Origin of the sequence: Pseudonocardia sp. MH-G8 (assembly GCF_002262885.1) — a bacterium.
Classification (GTDB): Bacteria; Actinomycetota; Actinomycetes; order Mycobacteriales; family Pseudonocardiaceae; genus Pseudonocardia.
In genome coordinates this window covers 318,454-340,004 of the sequence record NZ_NKYF01000006.1, presented here as the reverse complement: position 1 = coordinate 340,004, position 21,551 = coordinate 318,454, and the positions used below count along the sequence as shown (strand labels likewise).

Sequence of the window (21,551 nt, the reverse complement as noted above, 5' to 3'; positions counted from 1 at the left end):
AGGAAGGGTCACCTTACCCGCTCCGGGCGGGATCTACAGGTCGAGACCGAGGAGTGCGTTCTCCACCACTTCCGGGAGCGCGGGGTGGATCCAGTACTGGCCGGTGGCCATCTCCCGGGCGGCGAGCCCGAACGACATCGCCTGGATCAGCGGCTGGATCACGGTCGAGGCCTGCGGCCCCATGACGTGGGCACCGAGGATCCGCCCGGTGCCGCGCTCGGCGATCACCTTGCAGATGCCCGTGGTGTCCTCCATCGCCCAGCCGTAGGCGACGTCGCCGTACTCCTGCACCGCCGCGGTGTAGTCGAGGTGCCCGGCCCGGCACTCGGCCTCGGTGAGCCCGACAGCGGCGATCTGGGGGTCGGTGAAGACCGCGGCCGGGACGGCGCGGTGGTCGCTGCTCCGGGGCTGGTCCGGGTGCAGCAGGTTGTGCGCCACGACCTTCGCCTCGTGGTTGGCCACGTGCTTGAGCTGGTACGCGGAGCTGACGTCGCCGAGCGCGAAGATCCCGTCGACGCCCGTGCGCTGCTGGTCGTCGACGATCACCCGACCGTCGGGGTGGGTGGCCACGCCGGTGCGGTCCAGGTCCAGCCGGTCGCCGTTGGGCACGCGGCCGGTGGCGACGAGCAGCAGGTCGCCGTGCACGGTGGCGCCGCCCTCCAGGTGCAGCGTGACGTCGCCGGCACCCCCGGTGACGCGCTCGACCTCCCGACCGAGGTGGACGTCCCAGCGCCGGGACGCGACGTCGGTGAAGCGTTCGCACACGGTCTCGTCCTGGCCGCGGAGCAGGCTGCTGCGCCCGACGATCGACACCCGCGACCCGAGCGAGGCGAAGACGTGCGCGAACTCCGCGCCGATGTAGCCGCTGCCCAGCACCACGACGTGCTCGGGGAGCGCGTCGAGGCGCATGACCGTGTCGGAGGTCTCGTAGGGCACTCCTGAGCCGGTGACCACCTGCGGGACGACCGGCCTGCTGCCCGCGGCGAGCACGACCTGCTCGGCGGTGAACGCGTCCGTGCCGGAGCCGTCGGTGCGGGCCACCGCGAGCTCCTTGTGCCCGGTGAAGCGCGCGTGCCCCTCGTAGACGGTGACGTTCGGGCTGCGGTCCACCCGGTACTCGCGCCCGCCCGCCGAGATCGGGTCGATCCGGCCGAAGACGCGGTCGCGGATGTCGGTCCAGCGCACCTTGTCCACGCTCGCGTCCACGCCGTAGCGGCTCGCCGTCCGGACGACCTCGGCGACGTCGGCGGCGTAGACGTACATCTTCGTGGGGATGCAGCCGACGTTCAGGCAGGTGCCACCGAAGACGCCGTGCTCGACCAGCGCGACGTCGAGGTGCGCGAAGCGCTCGTCGACGATCGAGTTGCCGGAGCCGGTGCCGATGACGACGAGATCGTGGTGGCGCACCCCTCCACGCTACGTAACGACACCGCGGGCCTAGGTGCCGGTCTCGGAGAAGTGGTGCAGGTCCACCGGCGAGCGCCAGCGCCCGCCCCACGTCCAGCCGATGCGCTCGAACGCGGTGACGACCGGCCCGCCGTCGAGGATCATGCCGGGCAGGTCGCGGCCGCGGTCCAGGTAGGCCGAGGCCAGTTCGGGCAGGACCAGGTCGCCCTTGCGGTAGGGGTTCTGGAACGGGTTGACGTCCACGGCGAGGCCGAGGGCGTGCGCGGACCAGCGGGTGAGGCCGGTGGCGGGCCGGCACACGAAGGCGGTGGTGTTGTTGTCGTCGCCGGTCGGGGGAGCGGTCAGCTCCGCCTTCTCGACCACCCGCATCTCCTCGATCGGGAAGTCGGCGGCGAACAGCTCCCCGAACGCGGCCGCGACGTCGTCGGCCACGCGGGCGGCCACGATCAGCTCTCCGGTGTGCGCCGCGCCGTCGAACCCGCGGAAGGCCACGGTGAGGTAGCGCAGGTCGGCCGGGGCCACGGGGCAGTCCGGGCTCCAGGTCGAGCGCGCGAGCACGTCCTCGGGGACGGGCGCGACGGTGGCGCTGAACTCCCCGTCGACCGGCGGCGGGAGCAGGTCGCGGGTCGGCAACCTGCGGTCGACCAGGTCCGGGGGCGTGGGCTGGGCGACCCCGTACCCGTCGGGGCGCAGCGGCAGCGGCGGGCGCTCCGCTCGCGCCGACACGGCCCCGGGCGACAGCACGGCGGCGACGGTCACGGCAGCCGTCAGGGCCTGGAGCGCGGGGCGCGGGAGCACGGGCCGAGCCTCGCACGTGCGCGTGGAGCGTGCCGTCACCCGATCTGGTAGGCAGGGGCGAATGAGCGAGCGTGAGCGAGTGAATGATGGGCGCAGCGCCCGCGAAGAGCCGGCCGAGCGTCAGCGAGGACGGCGATGAGCAGCGAGGCGTTCACCGCGACGGTGCACCGGTCCTGGGCGGCCAACCTGGACCCGGGCACGCTCTACGAGCTGCTCCGGCTGCGTGTCGACGTGTTCGTGGTGGAGCAGGCCTGCCCGTACGCCGAGCTCGACGGTCGCGATCTCGAGGACGGCGCCCGGCACTACTGGCTCGGCGGCAACGGACACCCGGAGCCGGTGCTCGGCACGCTGCGGCTGCTGCGGGAACCCGGGGGCGAGTTCCACATCGGGCGCCTCTGCACGGCGCGGTCGGTCCGGGGCCGGAGGCTCGGGCGGCAGCTGATGGAGGCGGCGCTGGCCGAGGTCGGTGGCCGGCCCTGCGTGCTCGACGCGCAGGAGCACCTCGCCGGGTTCTACCAGGGGTTCGGCTTCGTCGCCGCGGGTGAGACCTACGACTGGGACGGAGTCGTCCACCTGCCGATGCGCCGGGGGTGAGCAGGCGCTCGGAGACAGCGCGCGTGAGGTCGTGGGCTGGGGGATACTCCGGGCCCGGCAGGACGGTCCCGAGCGGAGTGAGATGGGCGCATGAGTGACGACCCGACGCAGGCCACCCCGCGACCCGGGGGCGGCTGGTCGCCGGCGCACGGCAGCGCCGGTCCGCAGGACCCCCGTGCCGACCCGGCCACCCGCCCCACCATGCGGCCGGCGAGCCCGGTCGTGCCCGAGGGGCGCACGGTTCCGACGCCCACCGGCTGGGAGGAGCAGCCCCGGACCGAGGTCGGGCACTCCCGCACCGGGGTGCTGTGGACGGGCCTGATCCTCTCCGCGTTGGTGCTGCTGCTCCTGCTGGTCTTCATCCTGCAGAACAGCACGCCGATCCGGATCAACTTCTTCACCGTGTCCGGCACCCTGCCCGCGGGGGTGGCACTGCTGCTCGCGGCCATCGCCGGGCTGTTGCTCGTCGCGATCCCGGGCGGCCTGCGGATCCTGCAGCTGCGCCGCGCCGCCCGCCGGAGCCCTCGCAGGCCGTGAGTGGATGCGAGTGCTCCCGCACTCGTATCCACTCACAGCCGGGTCAGGAGTCGCGGCCGGTCACCGAGATCTGCCACGGCTGCATCGGCTCGGCGCCCGGGGCCGGCTCGCCCGGCGCCGCGCTCACGTTCGCCACGACCACGCCGTCCTCCGCGCGGAAGGCCAGCAGGTCCGGCCGGGACGGGGAACGCCCGATCTCGACGTCCCCGGCGGCGAGGTGCGGCACCAGGAACTGCCACGCCGCCGTCAGCGGCGTCGGCTGCCCACCGTTGTCCTCGGTGGCGTCGGTCCACAACGCCGCGGAGCCGAGGTCGTGCCCCTGCGGCCCCCACAGGAGCGCGCCCGCGGTGCCCGATTCGGCCATGGCGGCGACGGCGCCGAGCATGACGGCGGCGTTGGCCGGGCTCGTGGCCTCGTCGCTCTCCCCGTCGGGGACCTCCGGGTAGAACTCGGCCCACCAGATCGGCAGGTCGCTGCGCTCCTGCAGCCAGCGCGCCACGTCGGCGAACTTCTGGTTGCCGTCCCTCGGGGCGGGGACGGTCTCGGTGCGGGTGTCCGTCGCGGCGTCGACGACGAGGAAGTCGGCGCCCACGTTGTTCTGCAGCCAGTAGTCGACCACGTCGAGGGTGCGCTGGTCCGCCACGCCCCACGGCCCGGCGAACGACGACGCGTCCTGGGAGCCGGGATCGAGGCTGATCATGACGACGTAGGGCCCGCCGACCAGGACGTCGGGCCGGACGTCCTTCACCGCCCGGTAGACCTGGTTGTAGAGGTCGGTGTAGCCCTCGTAGTCCCAGCGGTTCTTGTCGTCGGCCCAGAAGCCCTTGAGCTCGTTCCACACCATCACCCGCTCGACCTGCGGGTAGCGCTGCACCGCCTCGGCGGCCAGCGCGGCGTAGTCGCCGAAGTGCTCCGGATCCGGGTTTCCCTCCAGGTCGTCCCAGTCCGTCTCGCCCTCCTCGCCGCCCTTCATCCAGTCCGGAGCGCAGCAGAGGGTGAGGACGCTGCGCTGGCCGGTCTGCTCCGTGAGCTGCATCCGCGCGTCGAGCGTGGCCCAGTCGTACTCACCGGGCGAGGGCTCCGGGTTGCCGGAGCCGAAGCCCATCAGGTGGTGGTTCTGCCAGATCGCGGCGTCGTTCGCGAGGATGTCGATCCCGCGCTGCCGCGCCTCCGCCGGGCTGTGGTCGTCGAGGCTGTACTGGGTGTGGGTGACGCCGAGCTCGAGCGGCGCGGCCTGCGGGGTCCACTGCCAGTCGCCCCCCAGCTCGATGGGCGGCAGCTGATCGGCCGGAGCGGGGGCGGGCGACGCGGTCGGATCGGTGGAGCAGGCGACCAACGCCGCAGCCAGCACGGCGAGTGCAGCGGCGAGGGGACGGGGAGCGCGCACGGGAACCTTCGATGTCGGAACGAGTGGTCCCCGAACACTGTCAGGGCACTCCTGTGGAGCGGCTGAGAGGGTTCCCGCGCGCCGGTCAGGCAGCGGTGCTGCTGCGACGCCCTCCGCCCGAGCGGGCGCCCGGTCGGCGACCCCTGCCGCCGGAACCGTGGGAGCGCCGACCGGCACCCCGCGGCGTGGGCTCGGGCTTGGGCGGCTCGACGACCGGCACCCCCGACGGTTGGCGCGCACCGGTGATCCGCGCCAGCTCCGGGGCGCCGGGCCCCACCGCGGTCTGCGGTGCCCGCACGCCCGCGAGCCGCATGAGCCGCTCGACGTCGCGCCGCTCCGCAGGCGTCACCAGCGTGACGACCGTGCCCGAGTCGCCCGCTCGGGCCGTGCGGCCCGCGCGATGCAGGTAGTCCTTGGGGTCGGCCGGCGGGTCGACGTGCACGACGAGGCTGACGTCGTCGATGTGGATGCCGCGTGCGGCCACGTCGGTGGCCACGAGCACCGGGGTGCTCCCGTCCTTGAACGCCGCGATCGCCCGGTTGCGCGCGTTCTGGGCCTTGCCGCCGTGCAGTGCGCCGGCCGCGACGCCCTCGCGGCGCAGGATCTTCACGAGCTTGTCCACGCCGTGCTTGGTGCGGGAGAACAGGATCGTGCGGCCCTCGCGCGCGGCGACCTCGGTGACGATGCGCGGCTTGTCCGCCGGGTCGGCGAGCAGGACGTGGTGGTCCATCGTCGAGACCTGGGCCGTTGCCGAGGCGACGGACCGGGTGACGGGGTCGGTGAGGTACTGGCGGACCAGCGCGCCCACCTCGCCGTCGAGGGTGGCGGAGAACAGCAGCCGCTGCCCGTCGGGCGGGGTGAGGTTCAGGATCGCCCGGACCTGGGGCAGGAACCCCATGTCGGACATGCGGTCGGCCTCGTCGAGCGCGGTGACCGTGACCTGCGAGAGGTCGCACGTGCGCTGGTTCGTGTGGTCGGTGAGCCGGCCGGGCGTGGCGACGAGCAGATCGACGCCCCGCGCCAGGTCGGAGACCTGCCGGTTGAACGACAGCCCGCCCACGACGACGGCGGTGGTGAGGCCGAGCGCCTTCGCGAACGGCGCCAGCGCGTCGTCCACCTGCTGGGCGAGCTCGCGGGTGGGGACGAGGACGAGCCCGCGCGGCTGGCGGGCCCGCGCGCGGCTGCCGGCGAGGCGGGCCAGCATCGCGAGACCGAACGCGAGCGTCTTGCCCGATCCGGTCTGGCCGCGCCCGAGCAGGTCACGCCCGGCGATCGTGTCGGGCAGCGTGGCGGCCTGGATCGGGAACGGCTCGGTGAAGCCGCGCTCCGTCAGGGCCCGCGTGACGGGTTCGGGCAGGCCGAGCTCGGCGAAGGAGGGCATCCCCGTCTCGGGAACGGTCCAGAGCACCTCGGGCGGTGCGGCAGGCGCGGCGGCGGAATGGTTCTGCGGGCCGCGCGAACGGCCACGGGGGGAGCGGGAGCGCCCGCCGTCGGAGCGACGGGAACGCGGGTCCGCCGAGAAGCCCGAGCGCGAAGACTGCTGGGCACGGCGGGGTGACGGGGATGACAAGAACGACCTCCGGGACGTGGCACGTCGCACGGAGAAGCAGCGCCGGATCGGCGGCTGGGATCTCTGAAGGACGAGCCCCGGGCGCAGGCGCTGCGCCCTGATGAGTACTGCGGGTGCGCCCACTCCACGGCTGGGTCCGGCCGGGCGCTCGAGATCGAGTCTACGGGGAGCAACCGGCCGGACGCCGGACGGACCGGACGGCTATCCCTGTGACGCCCCGGGAGCCGGTGGCATTCCCGCCTCCGCCCGCAGTTCGGCCAGCAGCGCCTCGGGGAGCCCGGTGTCCAGGCCGCGTGCGAGGAACCAGTCGCCGACGCGGCGGACGTCGCGGGCCAGGAACTCGGGCCCTTGCGGGTTGCCGATCACATCCACGACCTGCGGGAGATCGATGAGCACCAACCGCCCGTCGTGCACGAGCAGGTTGTAGGCGGACAGGTCGCCGTGGGTCAGGCCGTGCCGGGCCAGCCCGAGCAGCGCGTCCTCCAATTGGTGCCACAGATCACCCAGCTCGTCCCCGTCGGGGCGCAGCTGGGCCAGCCGCGGTGCCGCGGTGCCGTCGTCGGTGCCGAGGAACTCCAGCAGGAGCTCGGTGCCGCTGCACTGGACGGGGTAGGGCACCGCGATCCCGTCGGTCCACAGCCGGGAGAGCGCGGCGAACTCGGCGCTCGCCCACTGACCGGCGAGCAGGTCACGGCCGAACGCGGTGCGCCCGGCCATGGCCCGCATCTCCCGGGACCGACGGACCCGGCGACCTTCGAGGTAGCCGGCGTCGCGGTGGAACATGCGGTGCTCGGCCGTGCGGTAGCGCTTGGCGGCCATGAGCGCACGCCGGCCGGTGCCGGGCACGCCCCGCTCGACGAGGTGGACGTCCGCCTCCTTGCCGGTCTTGATCACGCCGAGCTCGGTGTCGACCGCGGCGTGCTCGGTGACCACCCAGTCCGGGCGGGGCCGCGGACCGTGCTCGGCGCCGTCCCAGGTGGACCAGCGGTCGCCGGTCGGCGGGCCGTCGGGCTCGACGCCGTCCCGCTCGTCGAGCGCGGACAGGTCCGGCGCCGGTCGGCGGCGGGCGGGCGCGTCGTCGTCGAAGCGACGTCGACGGGGCTTGCGGGGGCGTTCGTTCTCGAACGTCTCGAAGTACGACTCGTAGTCGCGCAACGCGGGGCTCCAGAGGAGTGTGCGCCCCGCGGATCGTGGTCAGCGCGGGGCGGGAATCGGACGAGGGCAGGCGTCGTCCAGGACAGGCATCGACACAGGCCACCTCCTCCGATCACGCCGGACCCCCGGCACCGAACGCGGGCGACGATGCCCGCCCACCCACGAGACCCGCAACCGAATTTCGCACCCCCCAACGCCGAGGTGCGGGATCGAGGTGCGGGATCAAGGTGGTCAGGCGGGGACGATGACCGACAGCGCGTTCCCTGCGCGTTCCACGTGCATGCCCGCCCTGCGGGCGATCGTCGCTACCCCTGCCGCGTCCGTCGGCTCGGCTCTCGTGCCGGCCAGCACCCGTGCCAGCCGGCCCTTGTGGGCCTTGTTGAAGTGGCTGACGACGCTGCGGGTGCCGTCCGGCTTCTCGGCGAGGACCGTGACCGTGACCGCGCCGGGCACCCGGCCCAGCGCGGCGTAGGAGCCCGAGCGCAGGTCCACCACCAGCTCCGCCGCGGCGACCGCCGCCAGCTCGGGCTCGAGCACCGGCTTCCACCGCGCGGCGAGGGTGCCGCCGGCGGGCAGCGCGGAACCTGCCGACAGGCGGTACGCGGGCACCGGGTCGCCGGCGCGCAGCAGCCCGAACAGCGCCGAGCCGACGGCCAGCCGCGCCCCGGCCCGGGCGGCCGCGGCACCACGCAGCGACCCGGGGTCGAGCGCGTCGTAGAGAACACCCGTGTAGCGGTGCAGGGCGGGCATGGTGGGCGCGGTCCACAGCGCCGCGTTGCGGGCGACCTCGGCGTCCTGCGCGGGGGAGAGCCCGAGCGCCGCGCGGCACGCCTGCGGGTCGGCGGCCAGGCTCACCAGCTCCTCGACGAGCGCCTTGCGCACCGCGTCCAGCGCGGGGTGCGACAGCGCGTCCAGCCGCAACGGCGGCCCGTCACCGCCGTCGCGCTTGGTCTCCGACGGGGGCAGCAGCACCAGCACGCCGGGCAGGGTAGCCCGGGGGTGCGGTTGTGCCGGGATGACGTGCGCATTACGGTCCTGGGCGTGATCCGCCTCGTGATGCGTCGGCATGTCGACTACATGCGGACCACGAGCGCGATGTGTCGTCCCGGCCGCTGACCGCCGAGCCCACTCCGTCCTCTCCCCGGGAGACAGCTGTGTCCGAGAACTGGTCCTTCGAGACCAAGCAGGTCCACGCCGGCGCCACCGCCGACCCGACCACCGGCGCCCGCGCCACGCCGATCTACCAGACCACGTCCTACACCTTCCGCGACACCGAGCACGCCGCCGCGCTGTTCGGGCTCACCGAGCTGGGCAACATCTACACGCGGATCATGAACCCCACGCAGGACGTGCTGGAGCAGCGCGTGGCCGCACTCGAAGGCGGGATCGCGGCCGTCGCGTTCGCGTCCGGCCAGGCGGCACAGACCCTCGCGCTGCTCAACATCGCCGAGGCCGGCGACCACATCGTGTCGAGCTCCGCGCTCTACGGCGGCACCTACAACCTGTTCCACTACACGTTCCCGAAGATGGGCATCGAGGTCTCGTTCGTCGACGACCCCGACGACATCGACGCGTGGCGCGCCGCGGTGCGCCCGAACACGAAGGCCTTCTACGCCGAGACGCTGGGCAACCCGCGCGGCAACGTGCTCGACGTGCGTGCCGTGGCCGACGCCGCGCACGCCGCGGGCGTGCCGCTGCTCGTCGACAACACGGTGCCCACGCCGTACCTGCTGCGCCCGCTCGAGCACGGCGCCGACATCGTCGTGCACTCGGCCACGAAGTTCCTGGGCGGCCACGGCACCGCCATCGGCGGCGTGGTGGTCGACTCCGGCAACTTCGCCTGGGGCGACCACGCCGACCGCTACCCGGGCCTGACCACGCCCGACCCGAGCTACCACGGCCTCAACTACTGGGACGCCCTCGGGCCGCAGTCCTACATCATCAAGCTGCGGGTGCAGCTGCTGCGCGACCTCGGCCCGGCCATCGCGCCGCAGAACAGCTTCCTGCTCATCCAGGGCGTCGAGACGCTGTCGCTGCGCATGGAGCGGCACGTGCAGAACGCGCAGGCGCTCGCCGAGTGGCTCGAGCAGCGCGACGAGGTCGAGAAGGTCCACTACGCGGGCCTGCCGTCGAGCCCGTGGTACGAGGCCGGGCAGAAGTACCTGCCGCGCGGCGCCGGCGCGATCGTGTCGTTCGACATCCGCGGCGGTGTGGACGCCGGGCGCAAGTTCGTGGACGCGCTCGAGCTGCACAGCCACCTGGCCAACATCGGCGACGTGCGCAGCCTGGTGATCCACCCCGCGAGCACGACGCACAGCCAGCTCTCCGGCGAGGAGCAGCTCGCCACCGGTGTGACGCCCGGCCTGGTGCGGCTGTCGGTGGGCCTCGAGGGCCTCGAGGACCTCAAGGCCGACCTCGAGGCGGGCTTCCGGGCAGCCAAGGGAGCCTGACACCGCTCGTGACCGCCGTCGACACCGATCTTCCTCCCGCCAGCGGCGCCTGGCGGGAGGGGGACGACCCCGGCCGCAGGCAGTGGGTCCGGCTCCCGGAACCCCTGCAGCTGGAGGCCGGGGGCACGCTGCCCGACGTCCGCCTCGCCTACGAGACGTGGGGGGCGTTGAACGCGGACGCGTCCAACGCCGTGCTCGTGCTGCACGCCCTCACCGGCGACAGCCACGTGGCCGGCCCGCCGGGCCCGGGGCACGCGACCGCGGGCTGGTGGGACGCGCTCATCGGTCCGGGGCGCGCGCTCGACCCCGCACGGTGGTTCGTGGTGGCTCCGAACATCGTCGGCGGCTGCCAGGGCAGCACCGGACCGGCCTCGCCCGCACCGGACGGCAGGCCGTGGGGGAGCCGCTTCCCCCTGGTGACCGCCCGCGACTCGGTGGTGGCGGAACGCGTGCTGGCCGACGCGCTGGGCGTGCAGAGCTGGGCCTGCGTGATCGGCGGCTCGATGGGCGGCATGCGGGCGCTGGAATGGGCCGCGATGGAGCCCGACCGCGTGACGCGGCTGTGCCTGCTGGCCTCCCCGGCTGCGACCAGCGCCGACCAGATCGGCTGGGCCACGCCCCAGATCGCCGCGATCCGCGCCGATCCCGGCTGGCGCGGAGGCGACTACCACGACGCCCCGCCCGGCCAGGGCCCGCACGGCGGCCTCGGCGTGGCGCGGCGCATCGCGCACCTGAGCTACCGCAGCGCCGGGGAACTCGGCGAGCGCTTCGGCCGCCGCCCGCAGGACGACGAGGACCCGTGGCACGGCGGGCGCTACGCCGTGGAGAGCTACCTCGACCACCACGCGAACAAGCTGGTGCGCCGCTTCGACGCCGCGTCCTACGTGCGGCTCACCGAGCTGATGAACGCCCACGACGTGGGCCGCGATCGCGGCGGTGTGGCAGCGGGGCTCGCGCGCGTGACGGCAAGGACGCTCGTGGCCGGCGTGACCTCCGACCGGCTCTACCCACCTGCGCAGCAGGCCGAGCTCGCGGCGGGCATCCCGAACGCGGGCCCGCTGCGCCTGGTGGACTCGCCGTACGGGCACGACGGCTTCCTCATCGAGGCCGCCGAGGTGGGAGCGCTGCTCACGGAGCTGCTGGAGTCGTGATCAACTCGGCCGTGGCCGCCTCCGTCTCCCCGATGCAGAACTCGTTGCCCTCTGCAACGCATGAGTTGTGACATGTTCCTGACCAGCGGGTTTAGCAGACCAACGTCAGCAGCGCGGCGCCCACGGCCACTGTGAAGGCCAGGAGCACGATGACCGCCACCTGCCACCACTCGCGCAGCCACTCACCGGCCCGTCCCATGCCCGCCCATCGATGGGCCAGGCGGTCGGGTTACCGCCGCGCCCCCCGCCAGATGGTTAGCTGCGGACGCGCCGCTTTTGGATCACTCGTCGTCGTCGGTGCGTTGCCGTAGCTCCCGGAGCTGCCGCTCCAGGTCCGACATTCGCCACCTGTAGTGGCCACTGGGCAGGGTGCGGGTCGGCACAAGCCAGCCGCGCGCGACGTAGCGCGCGAGGGACTGGCGGCTGATGCCCAGCTCCTTCGCGGCCTCCGCCGTCGTGACGTACTCCTCCCGCACTCCCGCACCCTCGCATGATCCGCGCGCGTCAGATGGGGCAGCGGTGTCACCTTTACCGTGATGGTCGAGTGTTCCGATTGAGTCAGTTGGACTACGGTGCAGGGGCTTGCCAGACAGCAGGCGGCCCCCGACCGGCGCGGTACCGCCAGCCGAGGGCCTAGACCCACCCCAAGGAAGTGGGCCCATGGCGACGATATCCAGCACCGAGCAGTCGCAGTACGAACGGCTCGCCGAGCAGTTGGCGTTGATGCCGGAGACGGTCGCGCGACTGCTCGTCGACCACGCCGCCGACGACACCGGACGGTGTGTCGGCTGCACCCGGCCGGGCACCGGCTACCCCGCGCGCGTGCACCCATGCACGCTGCATCGGCTCGCCCTGATGGCGTTGGCCGTGCGCAGGCGGATGGGCGAGCGGTGAACCGCGCCGGGGACGCGCATCCCGTGCACGGCCGTCATCGAGTGCGGCGCATCGTCACATGGCCGTTCGGCCGGGCGCTGCGCGTGCGGGTGTGCCCATTGTGCGCGTGCCTCTACGTGGCGTCGGCGGCCGACCAGCACGAGGCCGTTCACCGCCTCGCCCGGTAGTACCACCGACACGACCGAACGGGCCCCCGGGAGTGCAGCCCCGGGGGCCCGTTCTGTTGTGGCCAGACCTGTGGACGCGGGACAGCCGGACGATGCAAGCGATCACCACGACGAACAAGAGGGCTACGCCGTCCGGGTGCTCTGCGGCCAGGACGGGATGCGGGTCCGGCAGCACGGCGTTGTGACCGGTGCCGCCCTCGGGTGAGCGCAGCGCGGCCCCCGACCCGCGCTCCACGCTCTTTCCGCTCGCAATCTCCGCGCACGGCGGGCCCGGGGGCGGCCACGATCACCTATCCGACCGCGCCGCCGATCCGGTCCGCGATCTTGTCCAGGACCTCACCGACTTCGCGTTCGACAACGTGGGACTGACTCAGTGCCGCGGTGGCGAACCAGTCCGCCCGCGACGTCTGCGACACCCACGTATCCGAACCGAACACGGGATGCCGCCACGCGCCGCTATCGGTGTGCACCGGCAGCGTGGCCTGATCGCCCGGCATGCGCGACGAATCCACCATGACGAACGCGCCCCGCGCCGTATTGGAGAACCGCGTAGCGGCCGCCATGCTGGCGCGTAAACCGGTGGACTGCCCGGTTTCGGCCGGGAGCGCCAACGCACCCGCCTTGACGGCCTGCGCCATCGGCTTAGCGCCGCGACGAACGGCGGCGTTCAGCTCCTTGCGCATGTCTTCTTCTCCGGCATCGCGGAGAGCCTGAGCCAACCGGCGCAAACGCTGGTCGCCCCTCACGTTCGCGCGGACACGAATGCGTGCCATGTCGTCAGACGTCCTCGGACTAGTCGCTCTTGTCCAGCATCCGGAACGCATTCGGCACGACGACATCTGCACCGCACCTCCGCCACGCGAACCAACCGCGCTGCCCGGACGGACGGCCGGCGGCCCCGAAAAGGTGCGGCACAAGCTCGATAGTCATCCCAATACGATCGGCCACAATGAAATTCTCGAACGAGCCGTACACCGCAAGGTGGTCCGACTCGGTGGCAGTCACCGTCGAATCCATGTAGTTGGCTTCGTAGACCGGCTTGCCCAGGATCGTCGGCGGATTGCCCTCCTGCAGAACCGGCGAGTCCAGCCCGCTGGCAATCGGAGTCGCGCGCGCCGTGTTCATGGAAACCAGGTGCGTGATCCACGATGCGTTCTGCTGGAACCGGGGCGGCAACGCGTTCTGCAGGGCGAACCAGTCGGCGGCGTCCAGCGTGGTCCCGGCCTGATTCACTTCCGACGTGGTGCCGGTCAGCGCGGTCACGATGCCGAACGGCTGACCCGACCCGGAACCGGTGGTGAATGCCTGCTCGTCCAGCCGGAACAGCGCATCGGTAAGCAGCGTCGACACTTCCTGAGCGATGCTGGCGGCGTCGTCGAATGCCTCGAACGACACGGGCACAAACGCGCTGGACCGGTGCACCTGAATGGACGGCTGTGCCAGAGTCGGGGAATCGTCGGAAACCTCGGCGGCCTCCGCATACCAATTAGCCGTGACCCCTGCACTGGAAACGCCATTCCACACATCACCGGTGGCGACCACGGTCCGGGCGATCTGGCGAATCACGCCCGTGGTGCCGTCATTCGTGAGAAGCACAGTCGGGTCCAGCTGGAAGGGAACGAGATACCCACCGGACGAGTCGGTGAGGTTCATTGCGCGCGCTTCCGAATCGACGAACTGTGCCGCCTTCAGCTCCGCATCGGTCCACATGCGGTGACCATTTCCCGGGTCCACGGCGAGCTTGCACCAGGCGGCCCGGTAATCCGGGTCGGACGTGGCGCGAATCCAGCGGGCCACCTTCCCCATCGGTTCGCCGCGCTCCGTGTCCATGTAGCGGGTGAACCGGTCGCGGGCGGCGTCGGGGACGTCGGGCACGCGCTCGACGGCGGCCAACGCGATGGATCGTGCCTGCGCGGCCACTTCGGCGGGGGACCGGCCGAACGTGGCGATGCGCTCGGCCCACGGGTCGCCGACGTGACGCATCAGCTCCGGACCGGACCGGCGGCCACCGTCCGCGCCGAACGGGTCGCGGTCGTAGCCGTCCGTCTCGTTCACGGGGGTGCCGCGCTCAACGACCGCGCCACCACCGGTGAGGTACTGACGCAGCGCGGCGCGCTCAGCGTTCACACGCGCGCGCTCCAGCTCGGCGGCCTCAGCGAGCAGGACGTCACGGCGCTCGCGCTGCGCACGGGTGGGCCGCTCGTGCCGGTCGATCCGCGCGACCTCATCCAGGATGACGTCGGCGCGGTCCTGAAGGCCGCCACCGGCGACCAGCGCCACGGCCTCATCGTTGATCGGGTTGCTGCCGGTCGCATCGCGGACGGCGGTCACGCGCTCCAGCGCCGACCCACCCTCGCGGCGCGCGGCATCGGTGGCGTTCGCCGCGATCTGCGCGGCCACCCTCGAATAAATCTTGTCGGTCATGGAAGCCATCGGGGCAACTCCAAAAAACGGCAGGGATGGGGGACACCTGTCGCTCGGAGCTGACCCGCTGGTCAGCGGCGGCCATCTGGCAGCCGGGTCCGTGCTGTCCGGTGTGGACTATCCGGGATTCTAGGCGATGCTCGACGGATCGTCGGGCACGTCGGAAACGAACATGAAGTGCGGCACGCCGTCCGGCAACGGCAGGCCCGGGTGGCGCTCCCGCATGCGCTGCATCTCCAGCGTCACGGCAAAGTGTCGGCGGTCGATCGCGCGGCTGTAGGTCCACTTCTGCGCCTCGGTCATGTCGGCGAGGGCTTCACCGGGCAGCACGGTCCCGTGATCGAGCACGGCGTCGACAGCGGCCAGCAATTCCTCATCGGTCACAGTCGGGCGCCTTTCAGTCGGTTACACGGGCCGCACGCGGCCTGTAGGTTCGCGGGATCGTTCGTACCGCCCATGATGCGCGGAATGACGTGGTCGACGGTGTCGGCCGTGATGGTGCAGACGTCGAGCATGAGCCGACACGTGTAGCGGTCGCGCTCAAGGACCTTCAGCCGGGCCTTGCGGTACGCGTAATCGAGTCCGCGCTGAGTTGAGCTGAGCGCGTGATGTCCAGGTCCGCCGTTCGGTCGGCACCGCGGGTTGCAGTAGATCTGTGTACTGATCTTCGCGCTGAAGAACGCCCCGCACCGGGGGTTCTCGCACACGCGCGCGGAGACGAACGTCCGTCTCACGGGTCCAGCCCCACGATCCAGGACACGCGCTTGCCGTCCGGTCTGATCACGTCGTAGGTACCGGTCGGCGGGTCGTTCGGGTCGATGGGCTCGCTGGTGTCGACGCGCGTCCACGTGCCGGTGACCCCGCCGCGCGCGAACGCCGTGCCGTTGGCGGGCGCGTCGTCGCTCTTCTTCCTGGTCACAGTCGCAGTGTCTCAGGTTGGGGAGCCATCACCCAGCGTGCACGCGATGCACGGCGTGCACGGAGAGTGAGTGATCGGTGATCTTACGCTGTCCGCAATTGTCACCTTCCGTAGCAATCGGATCATGATCCACAACTATTTCTGATCTTGTGGAGAGAAAATCTGGATGAGGGCTGGGAGGTCGCCGGCCTCGACCCCCTCGCGATGCCTACGTGCCCCCGGGCGCCTCGTGCCCTATCCTATATCCGCTGGTCAGAGGCACAACTAGTGATCACGTAGGTCACCTTAAGATCATTCGTTGATCGTTTCGGGTGATCATCTGTGGTGTGCCACGCGCGCAGGGCCTACCCACCCGGCACCCCGACCCGGGGCCACCCGGCATCCGGTCACCCTCCGTGCTCACCGTGCCCGGCCCGTGAATCCCGCACCTGTCACCCTCCGTCACCTCCGTCGGGGTCACGCTCCGTGCTCACCGAGCATGTCCATGCTCGCGCGTGCGCTGTCCGTGCTCGTGCTCACGCTCGCGTGCACGTTGCTCGTGCTCGGTTCCGTCACCGGCCACGGCATCCCGAGTGCGGCGCCCGTCCGGGATGCCCGCCGGATGTCGCCCGCGGTGCGGCCCTGTGTGCCCCCGATGTCTGCCGGGTGGGCGGGTAGGCGGCGGGTGGGGTCGACCGCGAGCACGGCGCACGGGCCCCACTCAGCCCGCCGCGAGGGGGGCCCGATGTGCGCGCGCCCCTGATGTCCGCCCCGTGATGTCGGCCCCGACGTGATCGGCCCCGCGCGTTCAGCCCCGGGCGACGTGGAAGGTGGCGGGTCCGTCGGCATCGACGCGGCGTTCGGGCATGGCCGCGAGCACGGCGCACTCGGGATGGTGCGCCACGGTGAGATGCCAGACCGCCGGATCGGCCGCGTCGGGGGCTACCTCCTGATGCGCGCCCGGACAGGTGCATCCGCCCGGGATGCGAGCGGCAACGGGCCCGGTGCGCGGGTCGGTGGGTGTGGTCATGTGAATGTCCCTTCGTGAGCTAGCAGGATGTACGGGTGTACGCGGCGTACACCCGCTCTGACCTGCGGTTATGGGGGTGTACACCCTGTCCACCCCGTACACCCTGCAAGTGGATGGGGTGTACGGGGGGTGTACGGGGGGTCCACCCCTCCGACCTGCGGTTATGAGGGTGTACGGGACGTACACCCGTACACCCCGGACTCATACCGCGGGCAACGGCGGCAGCAGTGCGCCGCTGTCGCTGAGGCGGATGAGGCCCAGCTGATCGGCGCGCTCGACGACCTGTTCGTAAAGGTGGCGATCATCGCGGCGCATCCCGGTCCGCGCTTCCTTGCGGCGCAGTCCGCCAGCGTCCACGACCCGGGCCGCCAGTGTGGTTGCCAGCCGGTCCAACTTTGATTCGACGCCGTTGACGGCGGCGGCCTCACGTTCGCGGAGCTGCACGCGGGCCTGGGCGATGACCTCAGCCTGCCGCGCCTTCTCCTGGTCACCTTGCTCGATCACTGCGTCACGGACTGCGGAGCTGATGTCCCACATCACCGTGGCCAACTTCCAGTCCTCTTCGGACACCTCGAACCGGCCGTCGAGCAAGGCGAGTAGGGCGGCCATCTTGCAACGCATGAGCGGGGCCTGACTGTCCCGCTCAGGCACCGCCACCTCACCCCGGACTTTCGCCACATGATCGCGTCGGAGCTGATCGATGATCTCCGTGGGGAACGGCATCGAACCGGTACGGGCGGTGTGCTCGAACTGTTCGTCGGTAAGCGCGAGTGACAGCAGACCGGGGTGTGTCACCTGTTCGTCCGGCATCGTCGGGTCAATCGCGGACACCCATGCGAACCGCTGTGCGGTGCCGGTCGCCGTGTCGGCGAGCAGAGGCAGCGCGGTCACGGGCTGGAATCCCACCACCATGCCAAGGGAGTAGGTACCGGCCTTGATGATGCGCGTCGTCTCGGCGCCGCCGTTCGACTGACCGATACTCCGACCGACCCATGCGGAACGGAGAGCCGGGCCGATCATGCTGCCCTTCCGTTCACCGATGCGGCTGTAGGTCTCGCCTTCGTCCACCATGATCAGCGCGTTGTGCCGAACCATTTCGCGAACCTGGCGGGTGACGGGCGTTCCGTCCTTCCTCGTGTTGCCCGTCTCCTTCTCTTTCGTGCCCATGAAGATCTCCGCGATGCCTTCCCCTGACCCGAGGGGAACGCCGTCGGCGAATGCCTCAGCGTCGGTGCCTTCCTGCGGCAGAGTGAGGTAGGCGGGTGCCTTGATCAGTTCATCGCCGATCGCGTCCTGACTGAGGGACTTGCCGATGCCGGTCGGCCCGACGCCCGCAACGAAGTAGTTCAGGCTGGACTGTCCGCGCCCGGAGTCGAACGTCAGTTCATGCGAACGCATCGCAGCGAGCTTCGCCAGAACGGAGTGCATCACGAGGTCGGCGGGCGCCAGCCGGGAGTGCGCAGCATCCCTGATGTGCTTGAGGATCGGGCGGGCCTGCCAGAAGTCGGCAGGCAGGATCGGAAGCCTGGGCGTCGGGACGGCCGCCGGCTCAGGACTGCCGACACCCGGCACGCTGTGCTGGTCCGGCGCCGCAGTCTCGACGGGCCACGCGTGCAAGTCTCCGCAGTAGGGACAGGTCGACTTGTTGTCCGGGTCCAGCGGGTCGACGTCATCGCCGGGGCGGCACCGTTCGTGGATCGGGGCGGTCACGACGTGGCTCCGGTGCGCGGCACGGCCGGACAGCCGCCGACGCACGAGCGGCGCATGCAGTGAGCACAAGTGCCGTTCACTCGGCCCCGATGAGCCGACAGCGGGGGCAGCGCGGGCGCGCCGTACTTCTCCAGCATCCGTTCCGCGTGCTGCTGCCCGCGCCTGCACGCGGCGTCGTCCAGGTCGACGGCGCTCATGCGGCGCCGCGCTCATCGATCACCCGGATGCCGCGCGCATTCAGCTCCGCGATCAGCGGGCCGATCAGCGCCACGTCGACACGCCAGACCTTGGCCTGCACGTCGAAACGGCGATGCCGGGACGGCAGGGACTTGACCACCATGACGATCTCGCGGTCGTAACGGGAGGTCTCCACGGTGCACGCCAGTCCCGACGTCGAGCCGATCCGCACCGTGCGCTCGTGCTCGTCGCGGATCCACGGGTCACGGGACGCAAGTCCATTCCCGATACGGAGCGGCGGCAGCCGGTAAGCAGCCTGGGCGCGTCGGTGCAGCGCGGTACGATGCGGCTGAGCGTCGCTCTCCTCTCGGTAGCGGGGTTCAGGGTTGGAAGGGTTGATCGGGACGGGCGCCGTGTTCTCCGGACGGCGCCCGCCGTTCGTTTCGGGCATGGGTGGGCCTTTCGTCGTGTTCGGTTCCTTCCAACCGGGTTTGAATGGGGCCGGAGAAACCCCGACGTGTCAGGCGTGCCGACAAATCCTGATATGGGCCTTGACGGCCTCGATCTGCAGGGCGACCCGGGCGAGGATGTCAGCGACCAGCATCGGCATGTCGTAGTCCTCATCCGGGTCGTTCACCTCCCGCATTCCCTGGTCGTAGTCGAATCCGGCGGCGATGGCGAAGACGCGCAAGAGACGCACGATCTCCTCCGCATCGCCCGTGCCAAAGGCTTCGAGTACGTCCATGTCGACGGTGGTGCTCATGGGGTCAGTTCCTTTTCGCTGCGCAGCAATGCCGCGATCTGGTCGCGCTGTTCGGGGGCCAACGGGCCGAACTTCGCGACGGCCTTCTTGACGGCCGCAGCAAGCTGTGCGGCTTGCAGCTCATCGCGGAGCCGTTCAATTTCGGCCGGGTCGGGATTCTTGCGCTGGATGGCAGCGCCGAGTGCGGATGATGCGAGCACAACGGCGCGATCGCGCTTGTCAGCCATTGGCGGGGGTAGGTCCTTTCGGTGCCCTACCCGGTGTATCTCACCGGGGTAGGTACACCGCGCCCGTCCTCGACTTCGTGATCGTCACGGGATCGACGATACCTGAGACGTGTGGAGTGGACCTAATCGCCGGAAGAATTGCTCACCGTGCTTCACGCGCTCGTTATGCTCACCATGCACAAGAAAGCACAAAGGGCACCGCGCGTGTGCGCGATGCCCTCGTGCCGAGCGTGGCCTACGTGGTCGTCTTGGGCTCGATCGTCACGCGCGAGTAGTCGAACTCCACGCCCTTAGGCAGCCTGCCCCGACCGGCAGGCGCGATCGTCACGCGGCACAGCGCGTCGACCACCGCGCGCTGCCTCGCCACCGGGGCGGCCCGGAACGCCACGGACGGCGTGGGCGCCGTGGCGATGCCGTCGAACGCGCTACCGCTCCGCTCCGCCATCTTGGCCGTGACGGCGTCCAGCTTGGCCGTCACGCGCGCCTTCTGCCGGTTGTACGCGGCACGGTCCAACTCGCCGTCACCGAGCATGTCCGCCAACCCTTCCAGCCGGGCGCGCAACGTGTTGGCCTCTTCGTGTAGCCGGGCGCCGTCGTCGTTCTTGCGAGTCGGGAGCAGTGCGGCCCCCTCGCGGTCCAGTACCTCACAGACGGTCTTGATCACGTACTCGTCCAGCGGTTCACCCGGGATGGACACATGCGAGCCGCTACGGCACCGGTAGGACCGGGTGCCGTTGTTCGTGGTCGCCGACCTCAGGTCCGCGCCGCAGCGACCACAGACGTAGAGCCCGCTCCCGACCCACTTCAGCGACCGCTTGCCGCTGTAGGTGGTGCGCTTCGGGTCCTTCAAGATCGCGCACACGGCGCGGAAGTCGTCTTCGAGGGTGATCTCTGGCCAGGTGCCCCGGACGTTGTCGAGCACTACGCCCTTGTGCTCGATCAGGCGGGCGTTGCGGGGACGGGTCAAGATGCGGTGCACGTTCTGTGCGGCCCACCTCTCACCACGGGCAGGCTTGATCGTGGCCTGCCACGACTTCGTGATCGAGTAGACAGACTCCCCTGCGATCACCCGGGCGACGCCGTCGCGGATCGCGGCAGCCTCGGCAGGGTCCAGACCGAGAGTCATCTTCGGCTTGCCCGCCTTGTTCATCACCGGGCGGCCCTGCTCGTCCACCATGGGCACGAACACGTAGCCGAACGGGCGCCCGGAACCGATCCACTCACCACGGCCGAGGGCTTGCGCTTTCTCGCTCGTGATCCGCTCGCTCTTGTGCTCGCTCTCGTGCCGCGCCACGGCCCCCACGATGCGCGCGGTCATCCGCCCGGACGCGGTCGACAGGTCCAGCTCACCGGCCTTGACACAGTGCGTCGGCACGTCGCGGCCGTGGTTGCAGATGTCGATGTACTGCTCCAGCTCGACGGGCGAGCGGTGCAGCCGGTCACCGTGCCACGCGAGTACGGCGTCAACCTCGCCACGGCGGATGGCGTCGAGCATGGCGCGGTACTGGGGACGCGGCTTGCCGCTGTAGGCGGAGAGATCGTTGTCGGGGTAGACGGCGACCACGGTCCAGCCGAGACGTTCGGCCAGCTCGCGGCACTCGGCTTCCTGGCGCTCGACACCGAGTCCGGCGCCGGTCTTGTCTCGGCTGATCCGGCAGTAGATCGCGGCGCGCGTCCTGGTCATGGCCCTGGGCTCCTCGGGTCGGTGCTGGCGGAGCCAATAGTGTCACATGTGGTGTGTGGCATCGGGGTCGGTGAGGGTGGTCCAGGCGAAGACCGCCGGATCGCCCCGCTCCCCGAGCGCGGTGGCCCCGAGCTGCACCAGGCGCTCGACCTCGGCCTGCCGCCCACCCGTGGGCGCGCCGAGGTCGAGGTGCAGCCGGTTCTTGCCCGACCGCTCCTCCGGAACGCGCTGGAAGGCCAGCAGCGGCCCGCCCTGCGGCGGTGGGGCCAGCATGATGAACTCGCCGTCGTAGTCGGTGATGATCGTCGTGTCGAGCGCGGACGCCCAGAAGCGCGACAGCGCGGACGGATCCGCGGAGTCGACGGTGACCATGCCGATCGAGAGTGCCATGCCGAGGACGCTAGCGACGGGGTCCGACAGTCCGAGCGCCATCGGCCCGACCGGCGCCGCACCGCCGCCCTGATGCCTCGATCGACCCGCAAGATCGGGACGAGCCGCACACCTTGGCGGTCGACACAGCTGTGCCGT

24 protein-coding genes are annotated in these 21,551 nt (G+C 71.1%); 5 read left to right on the top strand and 19 right to left on the bottom strand.

The genetic code is table 11. From position 1 onward, the window contains the following. Positions 1–33 precede the first annotated feature (33 nt). Together CFP66_RS17750 and CFP66_RS17745 are read right to left on the bottom strand one after the other, a co-directional pair. On the bottom strand, positions 34–1,407 hold the full coding sequence (locus CFP66_RS17750; RefSeq protein ID WP_094925415.1) for a mycothione reductase: 1,374 nt from the start codon (positions 1,405–1,407) through the stop codon (positions 34–36). 30 nt (positions 1,408–1,437) lie between these two features. Further along, positions 1,438–2,166 (bottom strand): M15 family metallopeptidase, encoded by a 729-nt coding sequence (locus CFP66_RS17745; protein ID WP_233159517.1) that lies wholly within the window; start codon positions 2,164–2,166, stop codon positions 1,438–1,440. Positions 2,167–2,340: 174 nt separating this feature from the next. On the opposite strand from CFP66_RS17745, the gene CFP66_RS17740 reads away from it, so the two are divergent. Further along, positions 2,341–2,799 (top strand): GNAT family N-acetyltransferase, encoded by a 459-nt coding sequence (locus CFP66_RS17740; protein WP_094925413.1) that lies wholly within the window; start codon positions 2,341–2,343, stop codon positions 2,797–2,799. A 90-nt stretch (positions 2,800–2,889) separates the two neighbouring features. Next, positions 2,890–3,336, top strand: coding sequence for a lipopolysaccharide assembly protein LapA domain-containing protein (locus CFP66_RS17735; RefSeq protein ID WP_233159506.1), 447 nt, complete (start codon positions 2,890–2,892; stop codon positions 3,334–3,336). A gap of 43 nt (positions 3,337–3,379) precedes the next feature. On the opposite strand, the gene CFP66_RS17730 is transcribed toward CFP66_RS17735, so the two are convergent. From CFP66_RS17730 to yaaA, 4 genes are all read right to left on the bottom strand, one after another. Next, a complete protein-coding gene (locus CFP66_RS17730) occupies positions 3,380–4,723 on the bottom strand; it encodes a hypothetical protein (RefSeq protein ID WP_094925410.1) in 1,344 nt (447 codons plus the stop codon). A gap of 85 nt (positions 4,724–4,808) precedes the next feature. After that, on the bottom strand, positions 4,809–6,104 hold the full coding sequence (locus tag CFP66_RS17725; RefSeq protein ID WP_094925407.1) for a DEAD/DEAH box helicase: 1,296 nt from the start codon (positions 6,102–6,104) through the stop codon (positions 4,809–4,811). A 390-nt stretch (positions 6,105–6,494) separates the two neighbouring features. Then, entirely contained in the window at positions 6,495–7,448 is a 954-nt protein-coding gene (locus CFP66_RS17720) for a serine protein kinase RIO (protein ID WP_094925405.1), read from the bottom strand. Between the two features lie 231 nt (positions 7,449–7,679). Next, positions 7,680–8,426: a peroxide stress protein YaaA gene (yaaA, locus tag CFP66_RS17715; RefSeq protein WP_094925603.1), complete on the bottom strand. Its 747-nt coding sequence runs from the start codon at positions 8,424–8,426 to the stop codon at positions 7,680–7,682. A gap of 176 nt (positions 8,427–8,602) precedes the next feature. Here yaaA and CFP66_RS17710 point away from each other — a divergent pair, with 176 nt between their 5' ends. Beyond that, entirely contained in the window at positions 8,603–9,898 is a 1,296-nt protein-coding gene (locus tag CFP66_RS17710) for a bifunctional o-acetylhomoserine/o-acetylserine sulfhydrylase (protein ID WP_094925402.1), read from the top strand. A gap of 8 nt (positions 9,899–9,906) precedes the next feature. Next, on the top strand, positions 9,907–11,049 hold the full coding sequence (locus tag CFP66_RS17705; protein ID WP_094925399.1) for a homoserine O-acetyltransferase: 1,143 nt from the start codon (positions 9,907–9,909) through the stop codon (positions 11,047–11,049). 281 nt (positions 11,050–11,330) lie between these two features. Here the strand turns inward: CFP66_RS17705 and CFP66_RS49230 are convergent, their stop codons facing one another. After that, on the bottom strand, positions 11,331–11,525 hold the full coding sequence (locus tag CFP66_RS49230; protein ID WP_233159505.1) for a helix-turn-helix domain-containing protein: 195 nt from the start codon (positions 11,523–11,525) through the stop codon (positions 11,331–11,333). Between the two features lie 184 nt (positions 11,526–11,709). Here CFP66_RS49230 and CFP66_RS17695 point away from each other — a divergent pair, with 184 nt between their 5' ends. Next, positions 11,710–11,943: a hypothetical protein gene (locus CFP66_RS17695; RefSeq protein ID WP_094925394.1), complete on the top strand. Its 234-nt coding sequence runs from the start codon at positions 11,710–11,712 to the stop codon at positions 11,941–11,943. Positions 11,944–12,400: 457 nt separating this feature from the next. Here CFP66_RS17695 and CFP66_RS17690 read toward each other — a convergent pair whose 3' ends face one another. The 12 genes from CFP66_RS17690 to CFP66_RS17630 form a co-directional block, all read right to left on the bottom strand. After that, the gene (locus tag CFP66_RS17690) at positions 12,401–12,793 is read right to left on the bottom strand and encodes a hypothetical protein (protein WP_143517289.1); all 393 of its coding nucleotides are present in this window, start codon (positions 12,791–12,793) and stop codon (positions 12,401–12,403) included. A 109-nt stretch (positions 12,794–12,902) separates the two neighbouring features. Next, on the bottom strand, positions 12,903–14,534 hold the full coding sequence (locus CFP66_RS17685; RefSeq protein ID WP_143517288.1) for a phage major capsid protein: 1,632 nt from the start codon (positions 14,532–14,534) through the stop codon (positions 12,903–12,905). Positions 14,535–14,663: 129 nt separating this feature from the next. Then, positions 14,664–14,918, bottom strand: coding sequence for a hypothetical protein (locus CFP66_RS17680; RefSeq protein WP_094925388.1), 255 nt, complete (start codon positions 14,916–14,918; stop codon positions 14,664–14,666). Next, a complete protein-coding gene (locus tag CFP66_RS47255) occupies positions 14,915–15,268 on the bottom strand; it encodes an HNH endonuclease (protein ID WP_143517287.1) in 354 nt (117 codons plus the stop codon). Before CFP66_RS47255 ends, CFP66_RS17680 begins: the two co-directional genes overlap by 4 nt. Continuing rightward, a complete protein-coding gene (locus CFP66_RS17670) occupies positions 15,265–15,453 on the bottom strand; it encodes a hypothetical protein (RefSeq protein WP_094925384.1) in 189 nt (62 codons plus the stop codon). The genes CFP66_RS47255 and CFP66_RS17670 overlap by 4 nt, the downstream gene beginning before the upstream one ends. A gap of 787 nt (positions 15,454–16,240) precedes the next feature. Next, positions 16,241–16,462 (bottom strand): hypothetical protein, encoded by a 222-nt coding sequence (locus CFP66_RS17660; RefSeq protein WP_094925380.1) that lies wholly within the window; start codon positions 16,460–16,462, stop codon positions 16,241–16,243. 201 nt (positions 16,463–16,663) lie between these two features. Next, complete coding sequence (locus CFP66_RS17655; RefSeq protein ID WP_094925378.1) at positions 16,664–18,172, bottom strand: hypothetical protein; 1,509 nt, start codon at positions 18,170–18,172, stop codon at positions 16,664–16,666. Positions 18,173–18,365: 193 nt separating this feature from the next. Further along, positions 18,366–18,800, bottom strand: coding sequence for a hypothetical protein (locus CFP66_RS47250; protein ID WP_143517286.1), 435 nt, complete (start codon positions 18,798–18,800; stop codon positions 18,366–18,368). A gap of 69 nt (positions 18,801–18,869) precedes the next feature. After that, a complete protein-coding gene (locus CFP66_RS17645) occupies positions 18,870–19,112 on the bottom strand; it encodes a hypothetical protein (RefSeq protein WP_094925374.1) in 243 nt (80 codons plus the stop codon). Beyond that, on the bottom strand, positions 19,109–19,339 hold the full coding sequence (locus CFP66_RS17640) for a hypothetical protein (RefSeq protein WP_094925372.1): 231 nt from the start codon (positions 19,337–19,339) through the stop codon (positions 19,109–19,111). The genes CFP66_RS17645 and CFP66_RS17640 overlap by 4 nt, the downstream gene beginning before the upstream one ends. Positions 19,340–19,574: 235 nt before the next feature. Further along, positions 19,575–21,023: a recombinase family protein gene (locus tag CFP66_RS17635; RefSeq protein WP_094925370.1), complete on the bottom strand. Its 1,449-nt coding sequence runs from the start codon at positions 21,021–21,023 to the stop codon at positions 19,575–19,577. Positions 21,024–21,065: 42 nt separating this feature from the next. After that, positions 21,066–21,413 (bottom strand): VOC family protein, encoded by a 348-nt coding sequence (locus CFP66_RS17630; RefSeq protein ID WP_094925600.1) that lies wholly within the window; start codon positions 21,411–21,413, stop codon positions 21,066–21,068. Between the last annotated feature and the right edge of the window lie 138 nt (positions 21,414–21,551).